Consider the following 23,422-nt stretch of genomic DNA (forward strand, 5'->3'; position numbering starts at 1 on the left):
CCAAAGCAAAGCGGATGCGCAACATGGGATTGATGTCCAGAGCACTTTGGCATGTGAACCGGTCACCGCTACGCTATGCGGTGAAGACGGGCGTGAATGCCTGGCATCTCAATGAAAAGCTCGAGCGAAAGCGGCAGGCGCAACTTCTTGATGTGTCGGAGCGGGAGAAAGCCAGCGCCGACGGTCTCAATCGCGATGGTTATGCGGTGGTGACCGAATTGATGGATCCATCGATCCAGCAGCAGTTTGCCGAGGCGGGCGTTGCGAGGCTCGCCGACATCGATTCTGCGGAGACCAAGCAGGCGCCGAACCGAAAGAAATTCTGGGTCCGCCTGCTGGATGCGGAGATGAAGGATGGCCGGCTCAGCGCGGACAATGTCTTCGTGCGTTACGCGCTGCAGCAGTCGGTGATCAATACCATCTCGACGGCGCTGGGCGAGATCCCGTGGCTCGACTACGTGCTGCTATCCTATTCGCGCCACACCGGCGACGAACTCGCCTCGTCGCAGCTTTGGCATCGCGATCACGACGATGTCAGGGTGATCAAGTTGTTTAGCTATCTTACCGACGTCGAAGACGACGGCGACGGGCCCTTCACCTTCCTGCCCCGTCGATCGACCGACAAATTCGGCTATCCACTTCTGGGCAGCCATTTCCCCGACGAGCGGGTGTTCCACAAGGTTCCCCGCAGCGATATCAAGGTGATGAAGGCTCCTCGCTTGACATCATTCATGGTGGACACGGCAAAGTGCCTGCATATGGGCAGCCGAATGGCACCTGGACACGGGCGGTTGTTGTACACTGCGACGTTCTTTGCTTTCCCGCGCATGTATCCGGGTGGCAAGAGACGGCCGTTTTTCCCGACGCCGGAAACCTCGCCATTGCAGAAACTGGTGTTGGGGCTTTGATTGCAGGTCGATGCCCTATCGGCATCATCGGATCCGGCAGTCGCTGGGAGGCGCTCGGTGAGATTTAGTCCAGAAGTGAAGCCGGCGTCCCGACTGGATTTGTCGCGGGCCTATACGGCCGATGTCGCGCGCAGTCTTCGCCGGCTGGCGTTCAAGAACGTGCGGCGAACGCACGATGTCGTCGATTCCGAGTATAATTCCGGTGAGTGGGACCGGGTGCTCACTCAGCGCGGCTGGCTCAGCGGTCGGACGCTTGAAGATTTCCTGATCGGGCAGAACGCGTCATCGCGCCTTGCGAAAGTGGATGGCCGGATCGTCCGAATAACCACCAGGGACTACTATCAATACCGGATCGGCGCGTTGTCAGAGCTGATCGGCAGGCACGCGGATGAAGCGACGTCGCTGCTCGAACTTGGCGCCGGGTATGGCTACAACCTGTTCTCGTTGAGCCTTGACCAGCGCTGGGAAAGGCTTCGCGGTTTCGATATTGCGCCAAACGGCATCGAGGCGGGACGGCAGATCGCGAGCCATTTCGGGCTTGACGGCCGCGTCAGTTTCGACCGGATTGATCTCACCGACGCTGGCGATCCGCATTTCAGCGAGCTGGCCGGAGGCACGGTTTTTACGTATTTCTGTATTGAGCAGATTCCCTATGCTGTGGAAGCGGTCATCGAAAACATCATTCGGGCAAAGCCGGCCCGCGTGGTCAATATCGAGCCGGGCGTGGACATGCTCAAATTGTCCCGGCCGCGTGATTTGACCAGCCGGATTTACATCCGCTCGATGGATTATCAGACCCGTCTCTTCAAGTTGCTCGACATGCTGGACGCGCAGGGCCGCATCCGCGTCCTGGCCCGGGAGCGCATGGAGTTTGCACCGACCTTGCACAATGATGGGCTTTTGTACGTTTGGGAGCCTCGTTGATAATTGTCAGCGGCCTCGACTGAAGAGAAGCGTTTGGGCGCAACGTAATTTTGCTGGATCCGTGAATCGGGTGGGGTGACGGCGTGACAGCTTTCTGGTTGGCTTCTGGTTTCCTGTTTGATGCTCTGCTGAGTGTGTCCGCTGTTGCTGTGGCCCTGGCCGCAAGTCTGTGGATCGCGATCAGGCGTCCCGGACTTGCCCTGATCTCGTTCTTTTTTCTATTTGCTTTTACCTGGAGGCTCGTTTCCGTTCTCTACATCGATCTGTTCGGGCCGTTGTTCTCCGACCAGTTGGAGCGGGATATCGGTTTGGGCGTTTCGGCCGTCCCGATTGGAATTTCGCAGGGATTTGTCATTGTCGCGCTGCTGTTTTCGTTTCGACCTCAGCGGGTGCGGCAGCTCATCGGCGCAGACGGGCCAGGACTGGCGAGCCGCCTACCTTCCGGACGATTTTCGCTCCCTGACCTGGCATTCTGGGTTGCCGCGCTTTTCGTCATCGCGCTCTGGGCAGAGCTCCTAGTGAGAGGTCCGATCCCGCTGTTCGCGGGCCTTGAGCGCTTCGACTATACGCGGCTGCACGGTGGTTCGTTGCATCACCGTCTAATGGACTGGGGGCCAATGTTGGCGTTCCAGCTCGGTGTATTTTTTGCGGTTCCCTTGCTGCGCGACACGTCGTCGGATTGGCGTTTCGGTGCGTTGTTCGGGGCTTTGATCCTGTATCTGTTTCTGGCGGGACATCGATTCTCGTCGTTCTACCTCTACGCCTCCTTCTTCGTCATGCCGATCGGTGCGGTCCTGCTTGGCCGCCAAGCCACGTCACCATCGCAGGGTAAAATGGTTTCGAAAAAGATGCTGCGCTACCTGTCGGTCGCCGCGGCAGCGCTGTGCGTCCTGACCGCCATCGCCGTAATTTATTCCTACATTGTCGTGCGCGGCGAGGGAGGGCAGCTTCTGTCGAAGCTTACGCAGCGTATCCTGGTTCAACAGGGCGAGATGTGGTGGATGACCTACGAGCGGGTCTTCCTGCATGACAACTGGAGCAGCAGCATCGCGGCTTACAAACTGTTTGTCGATCCCTTCGACCCGTCGCGCAACTCGACCATGCAATTCTTGATGGAGGTTGGGTTACCGCTCGAACGCGCTCATTATATTCTCGCTCTGGGATCGTCTTACACCGGGGGATGGCCGGAGGTCTTGTTCGAACTGGGTGGACCAATCGGTGGATTTATCCTGGTCGCTCTTTCGGCGATCGCATTTTCCGAGTTCATGTTCCTGATGATGCGGTGCGTCGTTCAGGAGCGTTTTGCGACCTGCTTTTTCCTGACTCCCATATTGTTTGCAGTGTCGATCAATGTTGTTTCGGGAATGGTTAATTCGTTCGTTCAGATAACCTTCCTGATCAAGGTTGCCGTCGCTCTGGTGGTGTATGTAACCGAAGACAGGTGGAGATCGAATCTGTTTTTCTCCCCCACGGCTCTTGGTCCCGAGAAAAAGGCAATGTTATGAGCGTTTCGCCAAATGCGGTGCCCGGGGATCGATATTTGGGTGGGTTGTTCATGTTCCTTTGCCGGGCAATACGCGAGCATCTGTTTTTGACGGTGCTGCTGCCGCTGGTTGCCGCGGCGATCGCATACGTCGCCGTCCTGCAGCTCCCGCCGGTCTACACGGCGCAGGGCAACGTTCGAATTGGAAGAGTGGATGGCACGGAAACCATGGGTCTTACGGGCGTCGTTTCTCGATTAAATTCCCCTTCGTTCAAGCTGCGTGTGATCGAGGCGATGGGCTTACCCTCTGTCGACCGCGATCGGGCTGCGCAACTGATTTTTCAAAGTCTGGCCGCAAAACAAGAAACCGCCGATACCCTCGCGGTGACGGTGCGCGCAACCGGTGCTCAGCAGGCGCGCGACGCTGCGGCCACGGCGGTAAGACTTCTGGACGAGGAGCAGCGCAAGACTAGAGAACCGCTCGAAGCGGACATCAAGGAGCAGCTTGCGACCAACGATGCGACGATCACCGGCCTGCTTGAGACCAGGGACTCGTTATCCGCCCTGATGAAGGAAAATGGGCAAGGGGCGTCCATCGACCCGACATCGCTCGTGATGAGAAGAGTGTGGTTGGCCGATCTCATCTCGCGTAACGAACAGCGGCTGACTGCGGCGAAGGCCGAGCGGCACGCGCTTTCCGCGAAGCTCGGAGTCTGGAAAACTTATCCAACCACGCTTCTGGATGATGTTTTCGTATTGCCAGGATTTGCGGTTCGGCCGGCTACGATGGCGCTTCTGGCAGGCGGAGCCGCGTTCATGATATTACTTCTCGGCGTTGTACTTCGCGGTTCGAAGGCTGTTCGCGCCGACTAGCGGATTGTCGGTCACGACATCGCTGCAATTCGAGCCGGCTGGCTAAGGGGAATTCGCTGGATTTACGGTAACGCATCGATGTGCTTAGCTCGTTCCAGCAAGAAACTCAGGGTTGGCGGAGATATCCTTTGCTGCGTTTATCGAATTTCGATGCATTGCGCCGTTAGCTTCATGACTGTCGAGACAGAGTACGGCGCTGCTGGCGCGCGGCCGGTTTCGACCAGCAGGGTCGATCAAATGCTGTGCAGCTTGTTCGGGCAGATGCCGTGCTGAAACAGGCCGTTATCCTGGTCGGTGGGCTGGGTACTCGCTTGGGTGAGATGACGCGATTGGTCCCGAAGCCGCTGCTTGAGGTAGCCGGCAGGCCGTTTCTCGATTACATCCTGGACGAGTTGTCACGCTACGCGACCATTCAGGACATCTTGTTGCTGGCGGGCTATCAGGCCGGGCAGGTGATCGACCGCTATGACGGAAAGCGCTGGCGCGGTGCGCACGTCTCGGTCATTTCGGAGCCTGCGCAATTGGGCACTGGCGGAGCGTTGAAATACGCAGCTGACCGGTTGGACGCCAAGTTCCTTCTTCTCAACGGCGATTCCTTTTTCGACTTCAACATGCTTGATCTCGCCGCGCCGTTGCATTCGCCCGCGATCGTGCGCGTTGCGCTGAAGAAGGATCATGCCGGTGATCGCTACGGGCGCGTCCTGCTCGATCATGATTTCATCAAGACGTTCTTGCCGGCGGGGGCGCAGCCGAACGGACCGATCAACTCGGGCGTTTACTGCGTCGACCGTGAGATACTTTCATTCATTGATGGACTCCCGTGCTCGCTCGAACAGGCGATCTTCCCGCGTCTTGCCGAAAACGGGCAACTGCGGGCCACGCTATACGACGGCTTTTTCATCGACATCGGCGTACCCGTCGACTTTGAACGGGCGCAGAGCGAGCTTCCCGAGAGACAGCGGCGCCCGGCGGTCTTCTTCGACCGGGACGGCGTCCTCAACATCGACAAGGCCTATGTGCACAGGGTTGAGGATTTTGAATGGGTCGCCGGCGCGCGCGAGGCCGTCAAGCTCTGCAACGATCGGGGCTATCTTACCTTTGTGGTGACCAATCAAGCCGGGGTCGCGCGTGGCTACTATGGCATCGAAGCGGTTGAAAATCTGCACGGCTGGATGAACGAGGATCTGGCCAAAATCGGCGCGCATGTCGACGAGTTCCAGTATTGCCCCTATCACGAGGAAGCCGTCGTCGAGCAGTGGCGGCGCGCAAGTAACCGACGTAAGCCGGCACCGGGCATGATTTTCGATTGCCTCAAGGGCTGGCCGGTGCGCAAGGACGCCAGTCTTCTGGTGGGAGATAGGACCCTCGACCTCGAGGCTGCCGCCGCCGCTGGAATATCGGGATACTTGTTCGAGGGCGGCAATCTTGAGACCTTTGTCCGTAGCCTGATGCCGGGGAACCCGGAGTGAAAATTAAGGCGAAGGCCAGTCCGCGCAGTTGCAGGTTGCAGGAAAACAAGGCATATGCCCCCTCAGACGCAAGCAGCGGCGGGTACTATGGCTATTTCTGACTTGGCAAAGAGGGTTCTTGGTCCACCTGCTTATCATTCAGGTCCGGCATGGACCAATATGGCAGGCTGGCAGCTTGCGCGCGTTCTCACTCATCATGGCGCTTACGCCGTTCGACGCCCTCCGACTCCGCTTTCTCAAACCGAGCACCTGATTGCGCAGGGCCGTGAGGAAGGGGTTGTCATTATTCCAAACTTTTTGTCGCAGGAAGATTTCGAGAGACTTCGCGCCTATTGCGTGACGCTGCGCTCGGCGCCGTCGACTAGACACGAGCCAAACCGCGGAAAGACGGGGCTGGATTTCACGACCAGCCCGATCGCGAAGGGAGATAGCGCAGACGCTCAGTTTGCCCTCGAGAAGGTAGCGGGAGATCGGAGACTGCTTGACATCGTCTCGGCGCTTTCGCGCCACCGCATCACCAGGCCCCCGCAGCTGGGATACCAATTACTGACGATGCGAGATGGCGAAGAGTTCGTTCCTGACGCCGAGACGATCTTGCATGCGGACCGTCATTATCCGACGATCAAGGCTTATTACAGTTTGAACGGTTCTACCTCCGATAACGGCGCTTATGTATGGGTTCCAAAAAGCCACAAGTTGACAGCGGCCCGTCTTCGCTACGAATACGCCGACAGCATTCGCTTTGCTCGATCACAGGCCAAACACAATCTTGAGATTCCGGAATCTCATCTCAAAGACATGGGCCTTGTCGAAAAGCCAATTTTGACTGAACCAAATACGATGGTGATTTCAAATAATTTCGGCTTTCATCGCCGGGGTTACTTTTCGTCCGGAGCCGTACGCGAACAGCTGAGACTTGTATTCCACTACCTGGAAGAGCCGTTTTACGCGACGATGATTTGGAATACGCTCCGTGGATTAAACCGGCGCAAATTGCTTCCCGAGAAAATTCGGCAGGCGGTTCAATACCGTTTGACCTAATTGTCGTCCAAGCGCGGAGAGCTGCCACCTCGCTCACCCTCAGGTGCGGTGAAGTGCGCGAAACATTAGTTCCGTCCGGTCCCAGTCTTCAAGCGTATCGATATCCTGCACCAGATGCCGCGGCAGGATCACGCCGATCGAATGCGGCGCGAACACCGGCATTTCCTCCAGAAAGGCGCGCGCGGTCCCCCAATAGAACTGTCCGGCATCGTGATAGGCGTGCTCCAGATCCTGCGATCGCGTCATGCGGTGTTCCGGGTAGATCGCGTCCACGCGCCCGTCCGGGGTGATGCGCACGGCGCGCTGGATCGGGAACGCGTAACTGGTGACGGAAAAGGCGAAGGCGGCGTCCGAGCGGGCGAGGGCCTCGTAACCTTCCGTAATAAATCGCGCCTGAACCAGCGGGGCTGTAGCGTAGAGGCAGCACGCAAGCGTGACGTCGTTCGACTGCGCATTGAACCAGGCCACTGCATGCTTCACGACGGCGTTGGTGCCGGTGAAATCGTCGGCGATCTCTTTCGGACGGATGAAGGGCGTCGTTGCGCCGAATTCGCGGGCCACCGCTGCGATTTCCTCGTCATCGGTTGAGACGACGATCTGATCGAATAATCCAGTCTGCTGTGCCGCGGCGATCGAGTAGGCAATGATCGGCTTGCCGCAGAACATGCGGATGTTCTTGCGCGGGATCCGCTTGCTGCCGCCGCGAGCCGGGATAACAGCGATCTTCACGCGAGGATCTTCTCCAGCGCCGCGATGACGGTGTCCTGTTCGTCGTTCGTCATTCGCGAAAACAGCGGCAATGTGATCGCGTCCTCATAGTAACTTTCAGCTTCAGGGAACATGCCGGTCTCAAAACCAAGTTTTCGGTAGTAAGGCTGGGTATGAACCGGAATATAGTGCACGTTCACGCCGATCCCGGCGGCGCGGAGCGCATCGAACACCTGGCGCCGGCTGAGCTTGATCTCGTTGCGGTGCAGGCGAATGACGTAGAGATGCCACGCCGAGTTCGTATCCGGATGCTGCCATGGACACGTCAACGGCAGCTTCGCCAGCAGGCGATCGTAGCGCGCCGCGAGTTCGCGCCGGCGTGCGACAAAGGGGTCGAGCCGCGCGAGCTGGCTGGTGCCGAGCGCCGACTGAATGTCGGTCATGCGATAATTCAGCCCGAGCTCGATCTGCTCATATATCCACGGGCCGTTGCGTTCCTCGTTGACCCGCGGCTCGCTCGGATCTTCAGGCGGCTGCGCGGGGCGTATGATCCCGTGCGTGCGCAGATAGGAGAGGCGCTCGGCAAGCTTCGGATCATTGGTCAGGGCCATACCACCCTCGCCAGTCGTGATGATCTTGACCGGGTGGAAGCTGAAAATCGTCGTATCGCCGTAGCCGCAGGAGCCGACCTTGTGTCCCAGATACTCGCCGCCGACCGCGTGCGAGGCGTCCTCGACGATTCGAAAGCCGTAGCGATCCGCCAGCGCGCGGATTTCGCGCATCTCGCAGGACTGGCCGGCGAAATGCACGGGCACCACGATCTTGGGCAGCCCGCCCCGCGATCCCGCGACTTCAAGTTTCTCGGCCAGCGCCGAGACGCTCATATTGTAGGTCCGCGGATCGATGTCGACGAAGTCGACGCCGGCGCCGCAATAGCGCGCACAATTGGCCGATGCCACAAAGGTGTTCGGGCTGGTCCAGAGCGTATCACCGGGACCGAGGTCGAGCGCCAGGCAGGCGATGTGCAGCGCTGCTGTCGCATTGGCTACCGCGATCGCGCTGCGGCTGCCGCAATAGGCCGCCATCGCCTGTTCGAAGCGGGGGCCGGCCTGACCCTGGGTCAGCCAGTCCGAGCGCAGCACCTCGGTGACTGCGTCGATGTCCTCAGCCGAGATGTCCTGACGTCCATACGGGATCATTGGACCGCAATTCGGTTGAATTCCCTGATCTCGGATACATCAAGGAAGTGATCGTTCCGGCCGGAATTATACTCGAATCCGTCCGACACCGGCTCTCCGAGTTCGCCGATCTGGTTGGTAACATAATCGACGTCTTTGCGGAAAAACTTGATGGTCGGCTTGATGACGAAATGATCGTGGAAGCGCAGGGTCAAGTGCGAGTCGTCGGTCGGGCACATGATCTCGTGCAGCTTTTCGCCGGGACGAATGCCGATCACCCTGGTCGGGAGGTTCGGCGCCATGGCGGCTGCGAGATCGGGAATACGTACAGACGGGATCATCGGAACGAAGATCTCGCCGCCGGCCATTCGCTCGAAGCTCTTGTTGACGAAGTCGACACCTTGCTGCAGCGATATCCAGAACCGCGTCATGCGGGGGTCGGTGATCGGCAGGTGATCACAGCCTTCAGCCAGCAGCTTGTTGAACAACGGCACGATCGAGCCGCGGGAGCCGACCACGTTGCCGTAGCGCACGACGCTGAAGGCAGTGCGATGTCCGCCTGCCATGTTGTTCGCCGCGATGAACAGCTTGTCGGAGGCGAGCTTGGTGGCGCCGTACAGGTTGATGGGCTGCGCGGCCTTGTCGGTTGACAGCGCGATGACCTTCTCGACGTCGGCCTCCAGAGACGCCTGAATGACGTTCTCGGCGCCGTGGATGTTGGTCTTGATACATTCCATCGGATTGTATTCAGCAGCGGGAACCTGTTTCAGGGCCGCTGCATGAATCACGAAGTCGATACCCTTCATGGCCGTGCGCAGGCGTTCGCCGTCGCGCACGTCCCCGATGAAATAGCGCATCGGCGACTGATCGAACTCCTGCTGCATCTCATATTGCTTCAGCTCGTCGCGCGAGTAGATCACGACACGGCGAGGCTTGTAGTTCTTCAGGAGGTTGCCGACGTATTTGCGCCCAAACGAACCAGTGCCGCCGGTAATCAGAATGGACTTGTCGTTAAACATGATTGTTTCTGCGCCGGATCGTCATTGCATGAAATTGGGGGAACGCGGGTGGTTACCACACGCTCCTGCCGCCGTCCATGACCATGTTCTGGCCGGTCATGTAGCTCGATGCGTCCGAACACAGGAACTGAACGGCGGCGCAATATTCGTCGACCCGGGCCATACGTCCCATCGGGATTAGCCGCGTCAATCGTTCGACGAAAGCGGGATCCTGGTTGTTGAAGACGCCGCCCGGCGAAATCGCGTTGACGCGAACGCCCTGGTCCGCCCAGTAGGTCGCGAGGTATTTCGTCAAACCGATCAGGCCGTGCTTGATGACGGAGTAGGTCACGGGTTTGACCGGCTGCTCTTCATCCCGCGTGATGTTGGGCTGCCGGTAGAGCCGCTGATCCGGCGCGATCACGCCGAGATCGGACGCGATATTGAGGATTACGCCGCGGCCGCGCCTGGCCATGGCGCCGCCAAAGACCTGCGAGCACAGCATCGCGCCGGTCAATCCCACCGCGATTTCCGTCTGCCACTGAGGAACCGGAAAGGCTTCGAAGCGCGACGAATGCATCACGCCCGGTGTCGAGGTGACCTTGGGATCGATCGCCGCGTTGTTGACGAGGATGTCGATGGCGATGCCGCGCCCGGCGAGATCCTCGCCTGCCGCGCCCACCGATTGCTGCGATGTCACGTCGATGACAACGGGGACAAGATCGGCTGTAGACGAGATTTCCTTCACCGCGCTGATTGTTGCTTCAGCCTGCGCCAGTCCGATGTCGCTGACCACCACGCGCGCGCCGGCATCGACCAGAGCGGCGACATGCTGCCGTCCCAGCAAACCACCGGCGCCGGTGACGAGCGCGGTGCGTCCCGTGAGGTCGTATCGAGCGGAGGGGGCGGTCATGGAACGCTCCTGTTCAAGCACGCAATTGTCCACCGTCGGCCACGATCACGGTGCCTGTGATGAACGCGGCGCGAGGCGAGGCGAGAAAGGCGACAATGTCCGCGACCTCTTCAGGCTTGCCGAGCCGGCGCAGCGCCACTTCGCGCAGCAGCATCTCATCCACGGCAACTTTGTTTTCGGTAATCTTGCGCGCCCAGGTGCCGTCGGCTGCTAGAATGTTGCCGGGAGCAACGGCGTTGATACGGATTCCCTCAAGCGCCAAAGGACGGGCAAGACCACGCACGGTCGCGTTCAGTGCTGCTTTCGCCGCGGAATAGGTCACGGGCGCGCCGAGCGCCGCGAGCCCGCAGATCGAGGACACGCAGACGATCGCACGATCGCCGCTGCCGCGGCTCATAAGCGGTCGCGCGGCTTCGATCGTATTGGTCGTAGCGAACAGGTTGAGATCCATCACCCTCGACCACTCTGCCGCGGTTTCCTTGCCCGGCGGCACCGAAGCGCCGCTACCGACGTTACAGACGAGGATGTCGATCCTGCCCCACTGCTTTTCGACATCGTTCACCAGCGACAGCGCGGCGGCGGGATCGGTGACGTCGGCGGCATGGCAGGAGGCGCTGCGGCCGATCCTGTCCGCAGCCGATTTGATCCCGTCGAGGCCGCGGGCCGCTATGGCCACTTTGGCGCCCTCGGCGGCAAGCGTGTCGGCAATCGCAAAGCCGATTCCGCGGCTCGCGCCGACCACCAATGCGACCCGGTCCTCGATGTCGAGTTTCATCGCCTGGCGTCCTCGATCCAGCGTACGGTCATGTCGCGATATCGTGCCAGCACGCCGGCGTGGTCGCCGTCGGTGGCGCGCGCCGTTTGCAGAATATATTGTCCGCGATAGCCGGACTGTTCGATCAGCCGAATGGTCTTGGCGAGATCCGCCGCGCCTGTTCCGAGCGGCACGGTGGTGCCGCCAAGCAGCCGGTCCTTTACATGCACATTGAGAATGCGCGGGGCGTAGGCCGAAATCTCCTCGGCGGAATCATAGCCGAGCGCGCCGCTGTTGCCGCTGTCGTAATTGATGCCGAACACGTCGCGTGGGAATTTGTCGATGAACTGCGCGAGCGGGGCAGGCGGCAGGTCGGATTCGAAAACGATCCTGACGCCTTGCTTCGACAGCGAGGAGGCGCGATCGAGCAGAACGCGCAGCAAGGTCTCCGTCTGTGCGTCGCTCTCGATCCTGCCGTTGTCGACCAGCGGAATCACGACGAACTCGATGCCGAGGTGGCTGCAGGAGGCGAGCACCAGATCGAGATCGTCGACCAGCGATTTCTGCGTCTCGCCCTCAGCCTTCCAGAACGGCGCCTGCATGAAGCAGTCGCCGGTCAGGCTTGCCGGCTTGAGCGCGTTGCGGCGCGACAGTTCGATAATTTCCTTCTGACCGGCGGCGGTGTTGAGCGGGTTTTCGCGCAAGCGATCCTGGTCGATGGTCCATTCGATCCGGGTTAACCCCAGCGCATGGGCACGGGGAAATTCATCGCGCCATTCGTTCCACGGGAAGGCCTGGATCTTGCCGTCGACCATGGCCGACAGCCGTCCCTGCATGAAACCGATGCGTTCCAACGTTGTCACGGCTTGTCACCCTCGCTGATCGCGAGGCCCTTTGTGGTCCAGCCGCCATCGACGAACAATTCCTGGCCGGTCACATAGGCCGAGGCGGATGACGCCAGAAAAACGGCGGCGCCGGCCATATCGTCCGGGTTGCCCCAGCGGCCCAGCATGGTGTGACGGCGGCGATCCTCATGCATGACAGGATCGGCAAAACTCGTGGCGGTCATCTCGGTCGCGACATAGCCGGGCGCGAGCGCGTTGACGCGAATACCGTCGCCCGCATAGTCCGCGGCAAGCGCGCGGGTGAGGCCGGCAAGACCGGCCTTGGCGGCGACATAACCGGGGTTTCCGGGAAAGCCGCGCACCGAGTTGATGCTGGTGACGTTGATGATCGAGCCGCCGCCCGCCTTCTTCAGGAGCGGATAGGCCGCAAGGATCGTCGCGTAGACGCCGCTCAGGTCGACCGCCAGCGTATCGCGGAATCTCTGGAGTTCGCTCATCGTCGCGGAGGCGGGAAGGCTGATGCCCGCCGCATTGACCAGCACGTCGAGTCGTTCTCCGGCTTTCGAGAGATTATCGAAAACGGACCGGATCGCGGCATCATCGGCCAGGTCGCATTTGACCGCCGTGACATGCGAAGGCGCCGTGCCGCTCCGGCTGAGGCCGAACACTTTTGCGCCGCTCGCCTGCAGGCCGCTCGCGATCGCCGCGCCAATGCCGCGCGACGCGCCGGTGACGACGGCAGTCTTGCCTTCCAGCGAAAAGGCTGCGGGATTATGCATAGCCGTAGCTGCGCATGATGGCCGCACAAAGCTTGATGTCTTCCGGGCGATCGATCTGGAACATTTTGTGGCGCTCCATCAGATGCATTCCGATCTTGCCGCCGAGCCGGTTGTTCTGTTCGCGCAGCAGCGAGGGAATTAGAACGTAGAACGAGCCGTTCTCCAAATACCGCTTTTCGATCTGTTGCCGCATCCGCCGGTTGCGGAAATCGTAGTTGATCGGCTCGGGCCCACCGGCGCCGATGCGCCAGTTGAAATAATCCTCGACCTCGCAGACCGAGAGCAGGCTGTCGAGTTCCTCGCGTTCGAACGTGGCGAGCGCCTGTTCGATGTCGCTGGATTCCCGGATCGGGGAGGTCGCCTGCAGCGCGACGACGCGTCCGAACGGACCAAGCTTGCCATCGAGGTGCTCCAGCGCGTGGAGCCACGCCGACTCCGATGAGGCGAGATCGCCGGATATATCCTCGGGGCGCCGGACGCCGACCGCGCCGGCGGCCTCCGCGGCGGCAAGGATCTGGTCGCTGTCGGAAGAAACCGCGACGACATCGACGCCGCGGGCGGCGACCGCCTGCATGACGGTCCAGGCAATCAGCGGCTTGCCGCACAGGTCGATCAGATTCTTGTGCGGAATTCCCTTGGAGCCACCGCGCGCCGCGATCACGGCGAGCGTCCGCCCGGGAGTAACCCTCGTCATATGCGGCCCTCGAGGCGCTCGAGCGCCGTCCAGAATCCTTCGCCCATGTTCTTGTGGCCCTGCCAGATCTCGGGGATGAACGAGGCTTCGGGGGCGTGCTGGCGCAGGATGGCGCCGATCTGGTCGAAGTCGATCTCGCCTTCGCCGATCTGCAAACCTTCGCCGTCGAGACCCTTGGCGTCGCCAAAGTGGAGGTGGGCGGTATGCGGGCCGAGCTGGGCGAGGCCCTCGCTGAAATCGAAGCCGAAATGATTGGCGGCAAGCTTGGTGTGCGAGATGTCGACGCACATCCGCAGATTATGCTTCGCGCAGAACGCGGCCGCCTCGTCCGGAAAGATGAAGATGTTCTGGTGACGTTGCCCGCCGAAATGCCACGGGAACGGCGCCATGGTCTGCGGAATCAGTTCGACGCCGTCGAGATCGAGCTCGGCGAGACTGGCAGCGAAGATGCGATAGCACTCCGCCTTCTGTTCCGGCGCCAGCGGCTCGTCCATGGTGAAGCCGCCGATATTGGCGACGATCGGCGGGCGCTTGGTCTTGGGAAAGAACTTCTTCAATCCACGCGTGATGTCGATGACGGCCTGGGTCTGCTCCAGCGAATAGCGGCGCAACCCTTCGTCTGATGTCGCCAGGTCCATCAGCTTGCTGCCCGCAAACAGTTCGGGCGCGTGCACGACGAAGCCGAGATCGTAGGTGCCGGACAGATAGGCGGCCGGATCGCGTTCCATGTCGCTGTAGCTGAGATGGAATTCGATGATGTCGGGCTGGCAGATTTCCAGGAACCGCTGCGTGTCGTGATAGCGGACCGGCACGCCCCAGGGCCGGTCGAAACGGTAGCGGCGCGCGGTGGCAGCGCCGTCGGCGAGGTCGCTCTGAAAGAAGTAGTCGTCTCTCGCCATCGCGCGGTTGAGGCGCCGGCCGATCAAGGCCGGCATTTTGAGCGGCGACAGGCCCTGGCCCGGGCTTTTGACGGCGACATCGCTCTCGGCGATCACGGCGCCGGCCGCAATGTCTCGAGCCGCCACCAGGCTCTTGGCGAGGTTCTCGCGGTTGATCAGCTCGCCTTGGCTCAGCGCGCGCTCCGCAAGCTTTTCGCCGCGCGCGGTCTCCACTTCGCGAATGCCTGACACGAGCGCCTTGAACTCTTCCGGCTCAAGGCTTGCCGCGTGATCCGGGCCTTCCATTTCGCGATCGAGCGTGATGTGGCGCTCGATCACGACCGCGCCCATGGCGACCGCGCCGATCGAAACCGCGATGCCGCGCTCGTGGCCGGAATAGCCGACGAAGGGATGGATCTCCCGCAGCGTCTCCATGAAGCGCAGATGAATATTGTGAAGCGCGGCAGGGTAGGTGCTCTGGCAATGCAGCAGCACGTAAGGCGCCGAGCGGTCGTCGAGGAATTTTGCCGCGCTGCGAATTTCATCCGACGTGCTCATGCCGGTCGAGACGATCAGCGTCTTGCCGGTCGCGGCCAGTTTCGCCAGCAGGGGCAGGTTGGTCAGGTCGGCGGAGGCGACCTTGTAGGCCTGGACCCCGAACGTCTCCAGCGTCGCGACGCTCGACGCATCCCAGGGCGTGCAGAGATACTGGATGTTTTTCGAGGCGCAATAGGCCGCCACGCGTCGCTGCTGGTCGGTGGTTAGTTCGAAGCGGCGCAAGAGGTCGAGGGTGTATTCGACGGCGAGGTCGTCGTCCTTTCCGGAAAGGCTCGAGGCGCGGTAGACCTCGTCCAGCTTGCGCATCTGGAATTTCGCGCAATCCACGCCGGCTGCGACCGCGGCGTCGACCAGTGCGATGGCGCGATCGAAATCGCCGTTATGGTTGTTGCCGACTTCCGCGATGACATAGCACGGCTGACTGTTGCCGATCGAACGATTGCCGATCCGGATTGGTGCCGCCTGGTTGGTTGAATTCATGAACCTTCTCGGTATCCAGTTTTATGCGGCGCCGCCCTTGCCCGGCGCTCCGCGAATGCGCGATTTCCAGGTCCGCAGGCCATTTTCCTCGAACGCGATGCGGGAGCAGGACAGGCCTTTCTGCTCCAGCGCCGCAATCAGGGGATAGCGGTGAAACGGGCGGACGAAGAAGATGAAGTAGCCGCCGCCGCCGGCGCCCAGCAGCTTGCCGCCGACCGCGCCGTTGGCCTTTGCGAGATCATAGATCGCGTCGAGTTCGGCGGAGCTGATCAGCGGACTGAGGCGGCGCTTGGCGTGCCATGCCTCGTCGATCAGTCGGCCGCATTCCAGAAGTTGGCCACGCAGCAGATGATGCCGGATCTCGCGCGTCACTTCCTTTTGCCTGGCCGCAGCCGCGACGGCGTCGCTGGTCTCATGCTGCTGCTTCTGGTCGCGGTGGATCGAACCGGAATCGTGGTTGGAGCCGGTGTAACAGAGTACCAGGCTTTCCTCGAGCTCGGCGATGATATTGGGCTCGAGGCGAAGCGGAACGATGGTGTTCTGCTCGGACGAAAACTCCATGTGATTGAAGCCGCCGAACACGGTGGCGTATTGGTCCTGCCAGCCGCCGGGTATGTTCAGCATCAGCCGTTCGGCCTGAAAGGCCATTTCCGCAATCTCATGGCGGTCCCACCGATCGGAGCGGAATTCGTTGAAGCAGCCGATGATGGCGGACGACACCACCGCCGAACCGCCGAGGCCGGAGCCCACCGGAAAATCGGCCGAGACGTCGAGATCGAAGCCGTAGGCCGGCTGGATCAGGCGTACGACCGATTTGATCAGCGCCAGTTCGCCTTCGCTGCCGAGGCTGGCGAGATTTTCGGCTTCGACCGTGCAGCGAAAATCGTGCGAGTAGATTCTGATCCGGTTGTCGTTGCGCCGGCGCAGCGTCGCATGCGCGTACATCGCAATGGTCGCGTTGATGACGGAACCGCCGTCATTGTCGACGAAGTAATGCGTGAGGTCGGTGCCGCCGCCGGAGAAACTGATGCGAACCGGCGAGCGGGCGCGGGCGAATACTTCGCTCTCTTGGCCGAGATTGAACAGATCCCGGCTGAATACGTCCACAAGCCGCCCATCGGCATCCAGGATCGGAACGACATGGACCCGCTGGTCGAGCAGCTTGAGGATCTGTTCGCGGGGCGCACCGGCGCGCGCCCATACAAAGTTGCGGTTGATGCAGCTCGCGACCTCGCCCTGGATCGATATTCCCGTCAGCAGCCGCCGGCGGATGTCGCCGTCCGTGACGGCGCCGATCACACGCCCCTTTGCGTCACGGGCAAACAGGATCCCCAGCATGTTGGCATTGAGCCGCTGGAATGCCTGCTCGATCGTGTCGCTCTCGGCGATGGTAAGGTGGCTCTTGTCTGGCAATTTGGCGGGTCCAAAGCAGCAACCGGTTCCGGTTTTGGCCCGGAAATGCCTCGATTTTCGGGTCGTTAGATACGGCAGGGGGGCAGATCGTGCAAGGCTTCCATGGAGTGGTGAATCCGGGCCGAATATGCTAGCGCAAGAGCATGGATTGACCTATTTCGGGCGCGTTCTGCGCCGCGCCTTCGGCTCGTCGGCAGGGAGCGCTAGGCGGGGACTATCCCTAGAGTCCCCCGGTCAAAAAGCAGGTTCGATCGCGTGCAAGCTACTGAACAATTGTCTCGGCGCTGGCTGGCTGAATCGGCGCCCGATCCAACGCAACTGCTTGCCGCCCGCCAACCAAGCCCGATCTATTTCGCGGCTATCTTCTGCTGGACCATGACGGCGGTGTCGGCGGTCATGGTGGCCATCGTGCGCTGGCCGTTGGGGAGCCCACACTGGTTTGTTTTCGTCAAGGCGTTCCTGTTGCCATGCGCTGTCATCGCCTGTGCGACGTTGTTGACGGTCCGCCACGTCGAGCGCGGTGGCGCGTATAGCGCGCTGCTGATTTCGACCGTGGCGGTGATTTTTCTGCCATGCCTTGCCTGGTTGAACGGGCCTTTGGCCGACGTCGTCACCTACCCGCTGTTTATTGGACTGCTGGCTGCGGGCATCTCGCACACCGTTTGGGCCATGCGCAAAGCGCCCGCCGGCAGGTGGGTGTTCGCCGTTGCCTGCGGTGGCCTCGTCGGTTTCGGCTATTTCCTGGTGATCAATTCCCGCGCCTTTGGCTCGGTCCTCACGCCCGAACTGGCGCTGACGGGCATCCACCAGCTCGACACTATTTTTCATGCCTCGATCGCCAACATGCTCGTCAAGTATGGTGTGCTGAGCACCGGCCTCGATGGACTCCTGCCCACCAAATACCATGTGCTGTCCCATATCTGGCTCGGCTGCATCGGCCTTTGGCTCGGGGTACCGACGCTGGAGGCCTACTTCATCGGCGGGCAAATCATCGCCATTCCGATGCTGCTGTTCAGCCTGTCGCTCGCGATCCACCTGTTTCGCCGGCCCGGAGAGGGGCCCGCCAATGGTGCCCTGATCACGCTGGGTTCGCTGCTGCTGCTGTTTGTGGCCGACCTGTGGGGATGGACGTCCTATCTGGTCTCGGAGTCCTATTTCCTCGCGATGATCCTGTTTTTGTTGGCGTTGCCGCTGCTGGCGGAGATCGCCGATTCCGAGCGGCGCCGGCGCCTCAGCTTGCAGCTCGCAGCGCTCGGCGTTGCAGGCTTGCTGATCCTGCTTTCGAAGATTTCTGTCGGCGCCGTCCTCGCAGGTGGGACCGGATTCCTGTTGTGGCGGCGAATGGGCACGACGCCGCTGGGTCTGATCAAGCTGGCTGCGCCACTCCTCCTGCTTGTGATCCTTGCAATCGCGATCATCTCCCCCGGTGCGCGGATGCTGCTGGAGGCGCTCGAACCATTGGGCTTTATCCGCGAGCATCCGCGCGGCGCCTTGCCGAACATCGCGGCAAACCTTGTGCTGCTTTATGTTGCGTTTCAGGTATGGCGGGGTGGAACGCCGCGGGACCAAAGATGCGCCGAAGCGGTTGCCGTGATGGCGATCGCCAGCGTGGTCCCCGTTCTGCTGATCAACGTCCCCGGTGGATCCGACTATTACTTCGTCAACGTCGGAACCTGGACGGCAATCGTATTTGTCTGCGCCTACGGCGGCGCTCATTTCGAAAAACTTTTTCCCAACCCCCGTATGCCGGGCTTTGTTGTCGGTGCGCTGCTGCTCGTCGCGTTTGCGACTCAGGAAAAGCGGCAAAGTGCGTACAGGTTGGGTGCTCTGTTTGCGGAGGTTCAGGCGCGGACCCGGGTGGTTTCCGGTGAAAGCGCCGGCGCCGAGACGACAACCCGGCAACGCCTCATCGAACTTTTGACGCCGGGGCATCCGGCCCGCTATGCGCTGGCGAGCGATATGAAGCGCACTCCAGGCTGGCAGGCCAGAGAGACATTGCTGGCAATGGGGATCACGCAGTCGCACCGTGCGGCAGTATTCGTACCGCCCGACAACGTACCTTTCTGGACCATCGCCGTGGAGTGCCGCCAGGATCCGCTTTTCGTCCCCGCGATCCTCGGCGCGCCCATGCTGAAAGGACTGAACCCGCCGGCGCTGAAGTGCCCGAAGGAGCCGCATTACGGGTTTACCGATTACAAGGACGCCAGCTCCGAACCGTTGAGCGACCAGCAACTCTGCGACCGGGCTGCGCCCTGGAAGCTCGACACGGTGTTGATACTCACGACGCCTACCACCGGCCGAAAAATCCGCTGCGGTTGAGGCATCCAACCGCCAACGGATAGCGGGCGCAGATCGCTCAGGATGGCTTCCAGCCGATCGAAAGAAGTTTTCTTGGAGGGGCCACCAGGGGCCGTCCAATTCGCTCCCAGATCGCGCCCTGGCCCATGATCTTGAGGGACGCCTTGAGCCAGCTTTCGGGCACAGGCATCAACCAGGGTGACCTGCCGAGGCTGGTGCGGTGACGGGCAATGAGGCTTGCTACCGTGACCGGTGCAGGATCTGATACGATAAAGGTTTCTCCCCGCGCGCCGGGATTGTTCAGCGCAGTCCCGACGGCCGAAGTGAAATTCTGGATCGACAGCACGGATCGCTGCGCGGCCAACAGTCCGAACGGAAGCGGGATTGGAAGCCGTGAAAGCCGGTGGACGGTCGCGAAGTTTCCCTTCTCGCCTTCGCCGTAGATCACGACGGGACGCAAGATTGTAAACGAAATGCCGGCTGCGCGTACCGCCTGTTCGGCGGCAAATTTGGATCGTCCATACGCATTGTTCGGCGTCGGAAAATCATCCTCGGTGAGCTCATGAGCAGAATAAGAGCCGGACTGGGCGGCGATCGAGGAAATGAACACAAGATGCTTTGTCGGGCCGCGCGATATCGCCCGCGCCAGCGCCGACGTCGCGCGATGATTCACGCGATCATAAAAATCGTCGCCGGCGTATTTGTGAGCAATGCCTGCAAGATGAACGACGGCGTCGCAATGATCGAGCAGGGGTTGCCAGTCGAACAGCCGCGAGAGATCCGGAAGCGGAACGGCGGTCACGTCCAGATTGTCGAAGGTGGTTGCTGCTCTCGATGCAGCGATAACGGCATATCCCTGCGCGACAAGATACGGAACCAGATGACGTCCGACGAACCCGTCGGCGCCGGTTACGAGCACCCTGGTTTTCTTGCTGTCGCGGCTGCACTGCACGTCCGACGCGGTGCTCGACTGCGCACCGGCTCCCTCGCAAGCGGGTGTGGGGCGTGAATTCATCAGCCCGGGGACGCCTTTTCGCCGCTGAGTTTCCTGTTGCATCTAATCTGAGAAAGCTAGCTTTGCGTTTGAAATAGTCCACCGCTGATCTCGAATATAGGCCAGCAAATCGTATGGGAGCAACCGAGGGTTGACGGAACCCCTCCAAAAACGGTGCTTTCCTGCATGAGCAGGGGGGATACGGTGCCAACCGGGCAGCGTTTGGGGGCTGGGATCCCGTCGAACCATTTAATTAATCCATCCGCCAAAGGGTGAAATCCCGCCATTGGCGAGGCTACTGCGTCGTGCAGTCTTCCGAGGTTACTGTCAACGCCTTCCGACGGATGAAAATCCGGCGGCGCCGGCGAGCGTCGTGGGGGCTCCGCCGCCCTGAAGGGTTGGCTGCGGTCGATCAGGGGGCTAACGTCGATTCCGACGGCTAATGGAAGGCTCCCCATGATCAGAATAGGCCTGCTTGGATGCGGGCGTATCGCAAAGCGCCACTCGGAACTTCTGGGCGGCAATCATATCGACGGAGCCAGGCTCGTTGCCGTTTGCGATACCGTTCGCAACCGCGCCGACGCGATCGCGTCGAAGTTCGGCGTCCCGGCAATCCATGACATGGATGACTTTCTCGCCCGGAAGGACATCGATGCGGTGGCGGTGCTGACGCCGAGCGGGATGCATCCCGCCCATGTCATCGCCTGCGCGAAGGCCGGAAAGCACGTCGTCGTCGAGAAGCCGATGGCGCTGCGGCTGCAGGATGCCGACGACATGGTCCGCGCCTGTGACGAGGCCGGCGTCAAGCTGTTCGTCGTCAAGCAGAACCGCTTCAACGTTCCTGTGGTGAAGGCGCGCGAGGCGCTGGAGGCCGGCCGCTTTGGCCGCCTGATTCTCGGCACGGTCCGCGTCCGCTGGTGCCGCGATCAGGCCTATTACGATCAGGATGCCTGGCGCGGCACCTGGGCCTATGACGGCGGCGTGCTCTCCAACCAGGCCAGCCATCACATCGACATGCTGGAATGGTTTTTCGGCGACGTCGTCAGCGTTCATGCCCGCGCCGTGACCGCGCTGGCAAAGATCGAGGCCGAAGACACGGCGGTGGCAACCCTGAAATTCCGCAACGGCGCGCTCGGGATCGTCGAGGCGACGACGGCTGTCCGGCCGACCGACCTCGAAGGATCGCTTTCGATTCTCGGAGAGAAGGGAACGGTCGAAATTGCGGGCTTCGCCGTCAACCAGATTCGGCACTGGCGCTTTGTCGAAGAACTTGCCTCCGACAAGGACGTGGTCGGGAAATTTTCCGTGAATCCGCCGAACGTCTACGGCTTCGGCCACCAGGCCTATTACCAGCATGTGATCGACTGCCTGGTGAACCAGCGTTCGGCGCTCGTCGACGGTCTCGAAGGGCGCAAGAGCCTGGAACTGATTTCCGCGCTCTACGAATCGATCGAGACCGGTGCCGAGGTGCCGCTTCGCTTCGCGCCGCGGCTGGGCCGGCTTGGTGTCGTCTCGTGAGCCGGCCCGAGATACATCAGGCCGGCGTGCGTGACGTTGATTTCGGCACAGGCGTCAAAATCGTCGAGCCGTGCAATCTCTACGGCTGCAAGATCGGCGACGACTGCTTCGTCGGGCCGTTCACCGAAATCCAGAAAGGCGTCGTGATCGGCGCCCGCACGCGGGTGCAGTCTCATGCCTTCATCTGCGAACTGGTCACGATCGGCGAAGACTGCTTTGTCGGCCACGGGGTGATGTTCGTGAACGATACGTTCTCGACCGGCGGTCCGGCCCGCGGCAACAGGGAATTGTGGCGCGAGACCGTCATCGGCAACCGCGTCTCGATCGGCTCCAACGCCACGATCATGCCGGTCAGGATCGCCGACGATGTCGTCATCGGCGCGGGCTCGGTGGTAACCCGGGACATCACGACGTCAGGGACTTATGCAGGCAATCCTGCGCGCCGGCTGCTGGCGGACAAGTAGGAAAACGAAGATGCCGGTGCCTTTTGCGGATCTGCAACTGCAGTATCAGACCATCAGAAGCGAGATCGACGGTGCGATTGCCTCCGTGATCCGCGACAACGCTTTCATTCGCGGGTCCTACGTTGATGCCTTCGAACGGGAGTTCGCCGCTGCCGTAGACGTCAAGCATTGCGTATCCTGCGCGAACGGCACCGATGCGCTGTATCTCGCGATGGCCGCGCTGAAGGTCAAGCCGGGTGACGAGGTGATCACCACGGCGCATTCCTGGATCAGCACTTCGGCGATGATTACGCACGCCGGCGCCACCGTGGTGTTCTGCGATACCGATGGCGCTACGTTCACGATCGATCCGGCGGGGATCGAGGCCGCGATCACGCCACGCACCGTCGGGATCATTCCGGTGCATCTGTACGGCCAGCCGGCGGACATGGACGCGATCATGGCGATCGCGAACAAGCACAAGCTCTGGGTGGTGGAGGATTGTGCGCAGGCGCATCTGGCCCGCTATAAAGGCCAGCAGGTCGGAACGTTCGGAGCGGCCGCGACCTATTCGTTCTATCCAGGCAAGAATCTCGGTGCGATGGGCGATGCTGGCGCCGTCGTGACCAATGACGAGCGGCTTGCCGAACACATGACCATGCTGGCGCGTCACGGCGGGCTGGTGAAGCACCAGCATCATATCGAGGGCATCAACAGCCGGCTCGACGGCATGCAGGCGGCGATCCTGTCGGCGAAACTGCCGCATTTGGCCCAGTGGACAGAAGCGCGGCAGAACGCCGCGAAAGTCTACGATGCCGGCCTGAACCAGATCGAGGATGTCGCGGTGCCACAGGTAGCGTCCGACCGCACCCACGTCTATCATCTCTACACGATCAGGCATCCGCGCCGCGACGCGCTGGCTGCGCACCTGAACGTCAACGGTGTGCAGACCGCGATCAATTATCCGACGGCACTGCCGTTCCTCGCCGCCTACGCGCGCCTTGGGCACCGTCCCGAACAGTTTCCCAATGCATCCAGCGATCAGGGAAAAATACTGTCGCTGCCGATGTTCGCGGAGATCACCCGCAGGCAGCAGGACGAGGTGATCGATCTGGTTCGCAAGTTTTAGGCCGCAAGCAGCGGCGGCCCTTTTCGCAGATTTTCTGCCGCCTCGCCTGCCACGAATCCATGCCGCGGGAATATGGTTGCAGTGGCTTGTCACGGCAACCAAACCGGGGCAACATTGCGTCTCGCACCGGCGGCGGGACTGACC

At 61.2% G+C, this 23,422-nt stretch carries 21 protein-coding genes; 10 read left to right on the forward strand and 11 right to left on the reverse strand.

The genetic code is table 11. From position 1 onward, the window contains the following. The first annotated feature begins 14 nt into the window (after window positions 1-14). From IVB22_RS04695 to IVB22_RS04720, 6 genes are all read left to right on the forward strand, one after another. The gene (locus IVB22_RS04695; protein WP_247516144.1) at window positions 15-908 is read left to right on the forward strand and encodes a hypothetical protein; all 894 of its coding nucleotides are present in this window, start codon (window positions 15-17) and stop codon (window positions 906-908) included. Further along, window positions 909-1,832, forward strand: coding sequence for a class I SAM-dependent methyltransferase (locus IVB22_RS04700; protein ID WP_247516145.1), 924 nt, complete (start codon window positions 909-911; stop codon window positions 1,830-1,832). Between the two features lie 83 nt (window positions 1,833-1,915). Continuing rightward, entirely contained in the window at window positions 1,916-3,337 is a 1,422-nt protein-coding gene (locus IVB22_RS41550) for a DUF6418 domain-containing protein (protein WP_247516146.1), read from the forward strand. Then, entirely contained in the window at window positions 3,334-4,188 is an 855-nt protein-coding gene (locus tag IVB22_RS04710) for a hypothetical protein (protein WP_247516147.1), read from the forward strand. The genes IVB22_RS41550 and IVB22_RS04710 overlap by 4 nt, the downstream gene beginning before the upstream one ends. Before the next feature lie 266 nt (window positions 4,189-4,454). Further along, window positions 4,455-5,657, forward strand: a complete 1,203-nt coding sequence (locus IVB22_RS04715) for an HAD-IIIA family hydrolase (RefSeq protein ID WP_247516148.1) — start codon at window positions 4,455-4,457, stop codon at window positions 5,655-5,657. 87 nt (window positions 5,658-5,744) lie between these two features. Then, on the forward strand, window positions 5,745-6,698 hold the full coding sequence (locus IVB22_RS04720; protein ID WP_247516149.1) for a hypothetical protein: 954 nt from the start codon (window positions 5,745-5,747) through the stop codon (window positions 6,696-6,698). Window positions 6,699-6,737: 39 nt separating this feature from the next. Here IVB22_RS04720 and pseF read toward each other — a convergent pair whose 3' ends face one another. From pseF to IVB22_RS04770, 10 genes are read right to left on the reverse strand one after another with little or no spacing between them, the layout of a single operon-like run. Then, entirely contained in the window at window positions 6,738-7,427 is a 690-nt protein-coding gene (gene pseF / locus IVB22_RS04725; RefSeq protein WP_247516150.1) for a pseudaminic acid cytidylyltransferase, read from the reverse strand. Continuing rightward, window positions 7,424-8,605: a UDP-4-amino-4,6-dideoxy-N-acetyl-beta-L-altrosamine transaminase gene (pseC, locus tag IVB22_RS04730; RefSeq protein ID WP_247516151.1), complete on the reverse strand. Its 1,182-nt coding sequence runs from the start codon at window positions 8,603-8,605 to the stop codon at window positions 7,424-7,426. Before pseC ends, pseF begins: the two co-directional genes overlap by 4 nt. Beyond that, complete coding sequence (pseB, locus tag IVB22_RS04735; RefSeq protein WP_247516152.1) at window positions 8,602-9,603, reverse strand: UDP-N-acetylglucosamine 4,6-dehydratase (inverting); 1,002 nt, start codon at window positions 9,601-9,603, stop codon at window positions 8,602-8,604. Before pseB ends, pseC begins: the two co-directional genes overlap by 4 nt. A 52-nt stretch (window positions 9,604-9,655) precedes the next feature. Next, on the reverse strand, window positions 9,656-10,495 hold the full coding sequence (locus tag IVB22_RS04740; protein ID WP_247516153.1) for an SDR family oxidoreductase: 840 nt from the start codon (window positions 10,493-10,495) through the stop codon (window positions 9,656-9,658). A gap of 13 nt (window positions 10,496-10,508) precedes the next feature. Further along, window positions 10,509-11,270: an SDR family NAD(P)-dependent oxidoreductase gene (locus IVB22_RS04745; RefSeq protein WP_247516154.1), complete on the reverse strand. Its 762-nt coding sequence runs from the start codon at window positions 11,268-11,270 to the stop codon at window positions 10,509-10,511. Next, complete coding sequence (locus IVB22_RS04750; protein WP_247516155.1) at window positions 11,267-12,112, reverse strand: sugar phosphate isomerase/epimerase; 846 nt, start codon at window positions 12,110-12,112, stop codon at window positions 11,267-11,269. The genes IVB22_RS04745 and IVB22_RS04750 overlap by 4 nt, the downstream gene beginning before the upstream one ends. Continuing rightward, entirely contained in the window at window positions 12,109-12,873 is a 765-nt protein-coding gene (locus tag IVB22_RS04755) for an SDR family oxidoreductase (protein WP_247516156.1), read from the reverse strand. Before IVB22_RS04755 ends, IVB22_RS04750 begins: the two co-directional genes overlap by 4 nt. Beyond that, window positions 12,866-13,567 carry an acylneuraminate cytidylyltransferase family protein gene (locus tag IVB22_RS04760; protein ID WP_247516157.1) on the reverse strand — a complete coding sequence of 234 codons (702 nt, stop codon included), beginning with the start codon at window positions 13,565-13,567 and terminating at the stop codon, window positions 12,866-12,868. The genes IVB22_RS04755 and IVB22_RS04760 overlap by 8 nt, the downstream gene beginning before the upstream one ends. Next, window positions 13,564-15,483 carry an N-acetylneuraminate synthase family protein gene (locus tag IVB22_RS04765; RefSeq protein ID WP_247516158.1) on the reverse strand — a complete coding sequence of 640 codons (1,920 nt, stop codon included), beginning with the start codon at window positions 15,481-15,483 and terminating at the stop codon, window positions 13,564-13,566. Before IVB22_RS04765 ends, IVB22_RS04760 begins: the two co-directional genes overlap by 4 nt. Window positions 15,484-15,504: 21 nt before the next feature. Then, window positions 15,505-16,896 (reverse strand): CBS domain-containing protein, encoded by a 1,392-nt coding sequence (locus tag IVB22_RS04770; RefSeq protein ID WP_247516159.1) that lies wholly within the window; start codon window positions 16,894-16,896, stop codon window positions 15,505-15,507. A gap of 375 nt (window positions 16,897-17,271) precedes the next feature. Here IVB22_RS04770 and IVB22_RS04775 point away from each other — a divergent pair, with 375 nt between their 5' ends. Further along, on the forward strand, window positions 17,272-19,215 hold the full coding sequence (locus IVB22_RS04775) for a hypothetical protein (RefSeq protein ID WP_247516160.1): 1,944 nt from the start codon (window positions 17,272-17,274) through the stop codon (window positions 19,213-19,215). 37 nt (window positions 19,216-19,252) lie between these two features. Here the strand turns inward: IVB22_RS04775 and IVB22_RS04780 are convergent, their stop codons facing one another. Then, window positions 19,253-20,209 carry an NAD-dependent epimerase/dehydratase family protein gene (locus tag IVB22_RS04780; RefSeq protein WP_247516161.1) on the reverse strand — a complete coding sequence of 319 codons (957 nt, stop codon included), beginning with the start codon at window positions 20,207-20,209 and terminating at the stop codon, window positions 19,253-19,255. Window positions 20,210-20,644: 435 nt separating this feature from the next. Here IVB22_RS04780 and IVB22_RS04785 point away from each other — a divergent pair, with 435 nt between their 5' ends. From IVB22_RS04785 to IVB22_RS04795, 3 genes are read left to right on the forward strand one after another with little or no spacing between them, the layout of a single operon-like run. Then, window positions 20,645-21,706, forward strand: coding sequence for a Gfo/Idh/MocA family protein (locus IVB22_RS04785; RefSeq protein WP_247516162.1), 1,062 nt, complete (start codon window positions 20,645-20,647; stop codon window positions 21,704-21,706). Next, window positions 21,703-22,170, forward strand: coding sequence for an acyltransferase (locus IVB22_RS04790; RefSeq protein ID WP_247516163.1), 468 nt, complete (start codon window positions 21,703-21,705; stop codon window positions 22,168-22,170). Before IVB22_RS04785 ends, IVB22_RS04790 begins: the two co-directional genes overlap by 4 nt. A 10-nt stretch (window positions 22,171-22,180) precedes the next feature. Then, window positions 22,181-23,278, forward strand: coding sequence for a DegT/DnrJ/EryC1/StrS aminotransferase family protein (locus IVB22_RS04795; protein WP_247516164.1), 1,098 nt, complete (start codon window positions 22,181-22,183; stop codon window positions 23,276-23,278). Window positions 23,279-23,422 lie beyond the last annotated feature (144 nt).

Origin of the sequence: Bradyrhizobium sp. 190 (genome assembly GCF_023073415.1) — a bacterium.
Classification (GTDB): Bacteria; Pseudomonadota; Alphaproteobacteria; order Rhizobiales; family Xanthobacteraceae; genus Bradyrhizobium.

What these genes read in the sequence shown, in the direction of transcription:
- IVB22_RS04695 (WP_247516144.1), top strand. Translation starts at nt 15, where the DNA reads ATGCGCAACATGGGATTGATGTCCAGAGCACTTTGGCATGTGAACCGG.
- IVB22_RS04710 (WP_247516147.1), top strand. Translation starts at nt 3,334, where the DNA reads ATGAGCGTTTCGCCAAATGCGGTGCCCGGGGATCGATATTTGGGTGGG.
- IVB22_RS04720 (WP_247516149.1), top strand. Translation starts at nt 5,745, where the DNA reads ATGGCTATTTCTGACTTGGCAAAGAGGGTTCTTGGTCCACCTGCTTAT.
- pseC (WP_247516151.1), bottom strand. Translation starts at nt 8,605, where the DNA reads ATGATCCCGTATGGACGTCAGGACATCTCGGCTGAGGACATCGACGCA.
- pseB (WP_247516152.1), bottom strand. Translation starts at nt 9,603, where the DNA reads ATGTTTAACGACAAGTCCATTCTGATTACCGGCGGCACTGGTTCGTTT.
- IVB22_RS04740 (WP_247516153.1), bottom strand. Translation starts at nt 10,495, where the DNA reads ATGACCGCCCCCTCCGCTCGATACGACCTCACGGGACGCACCGCGCTC.
- IVB22_RS04745 (WP_247516154.1), bottom strand. Translation starts at nt 11,270, where the DNA reads ATGAAACTCGACATCGAGGACCGGGTCGCATTGGTGGTCGGCGCGAGC.
- IVB22_RS04755 (WP_247516156.1), bottom strand. Translation starts at nt 12,873, where the DNA reads ATGCATAATCCCGCAGCCTTTTCGCTGGAAGGCAAGACTGCCGTCGTC.
- IVB22_RS04760 (WP_247516157.1), bottom strand. Translation starts at nt 13,567, where the DNA reads ATGACGAGGGTTACTCCCGGGCGGACGCTCGCCGTGATCGCGGCGCGC.
- IVB22_RS04765 (WP_247516158.1), bottom strand. Translation starts at nt 15,483, where the DNA reads ATGAATTCAACCAACCAGGCGGCACCAATCCGGATCGGCAATCGTTCG.
- IVB22_RS04775 (WP_247516160.1), top strand. Translation starts at nt 17,272, where the DNA reads ATGACGGCGGTGTCGGCGGTCATGGTGGCCATCGTGCGCTGGCCGTTG.
- IVB22_RS04780 (WP_247516161.1), bottom strand. Translation starts at nt 20,209, where the DNA reads ATGAATTCACGCCCCACACCCGCTTGCGAGGGAGCCGGTGCGCAGTCG.
- IVB22_RS04785 (WP_247516162.1), top strand. Translation starts at nt 20,645, where the DNA reads ATGATCAGAATAGGCCTGCTTGGATGCGGGCGTATCGCAAAGCGCCAC.
- IVB22_RS04795 (WP_247516164.1), top strand. Translation starts at nt 22,181, where the DNA reads ATGCCGGTGCCTTTTGCGGATCTGCAACTGCAGTATCAGACCATCAGA.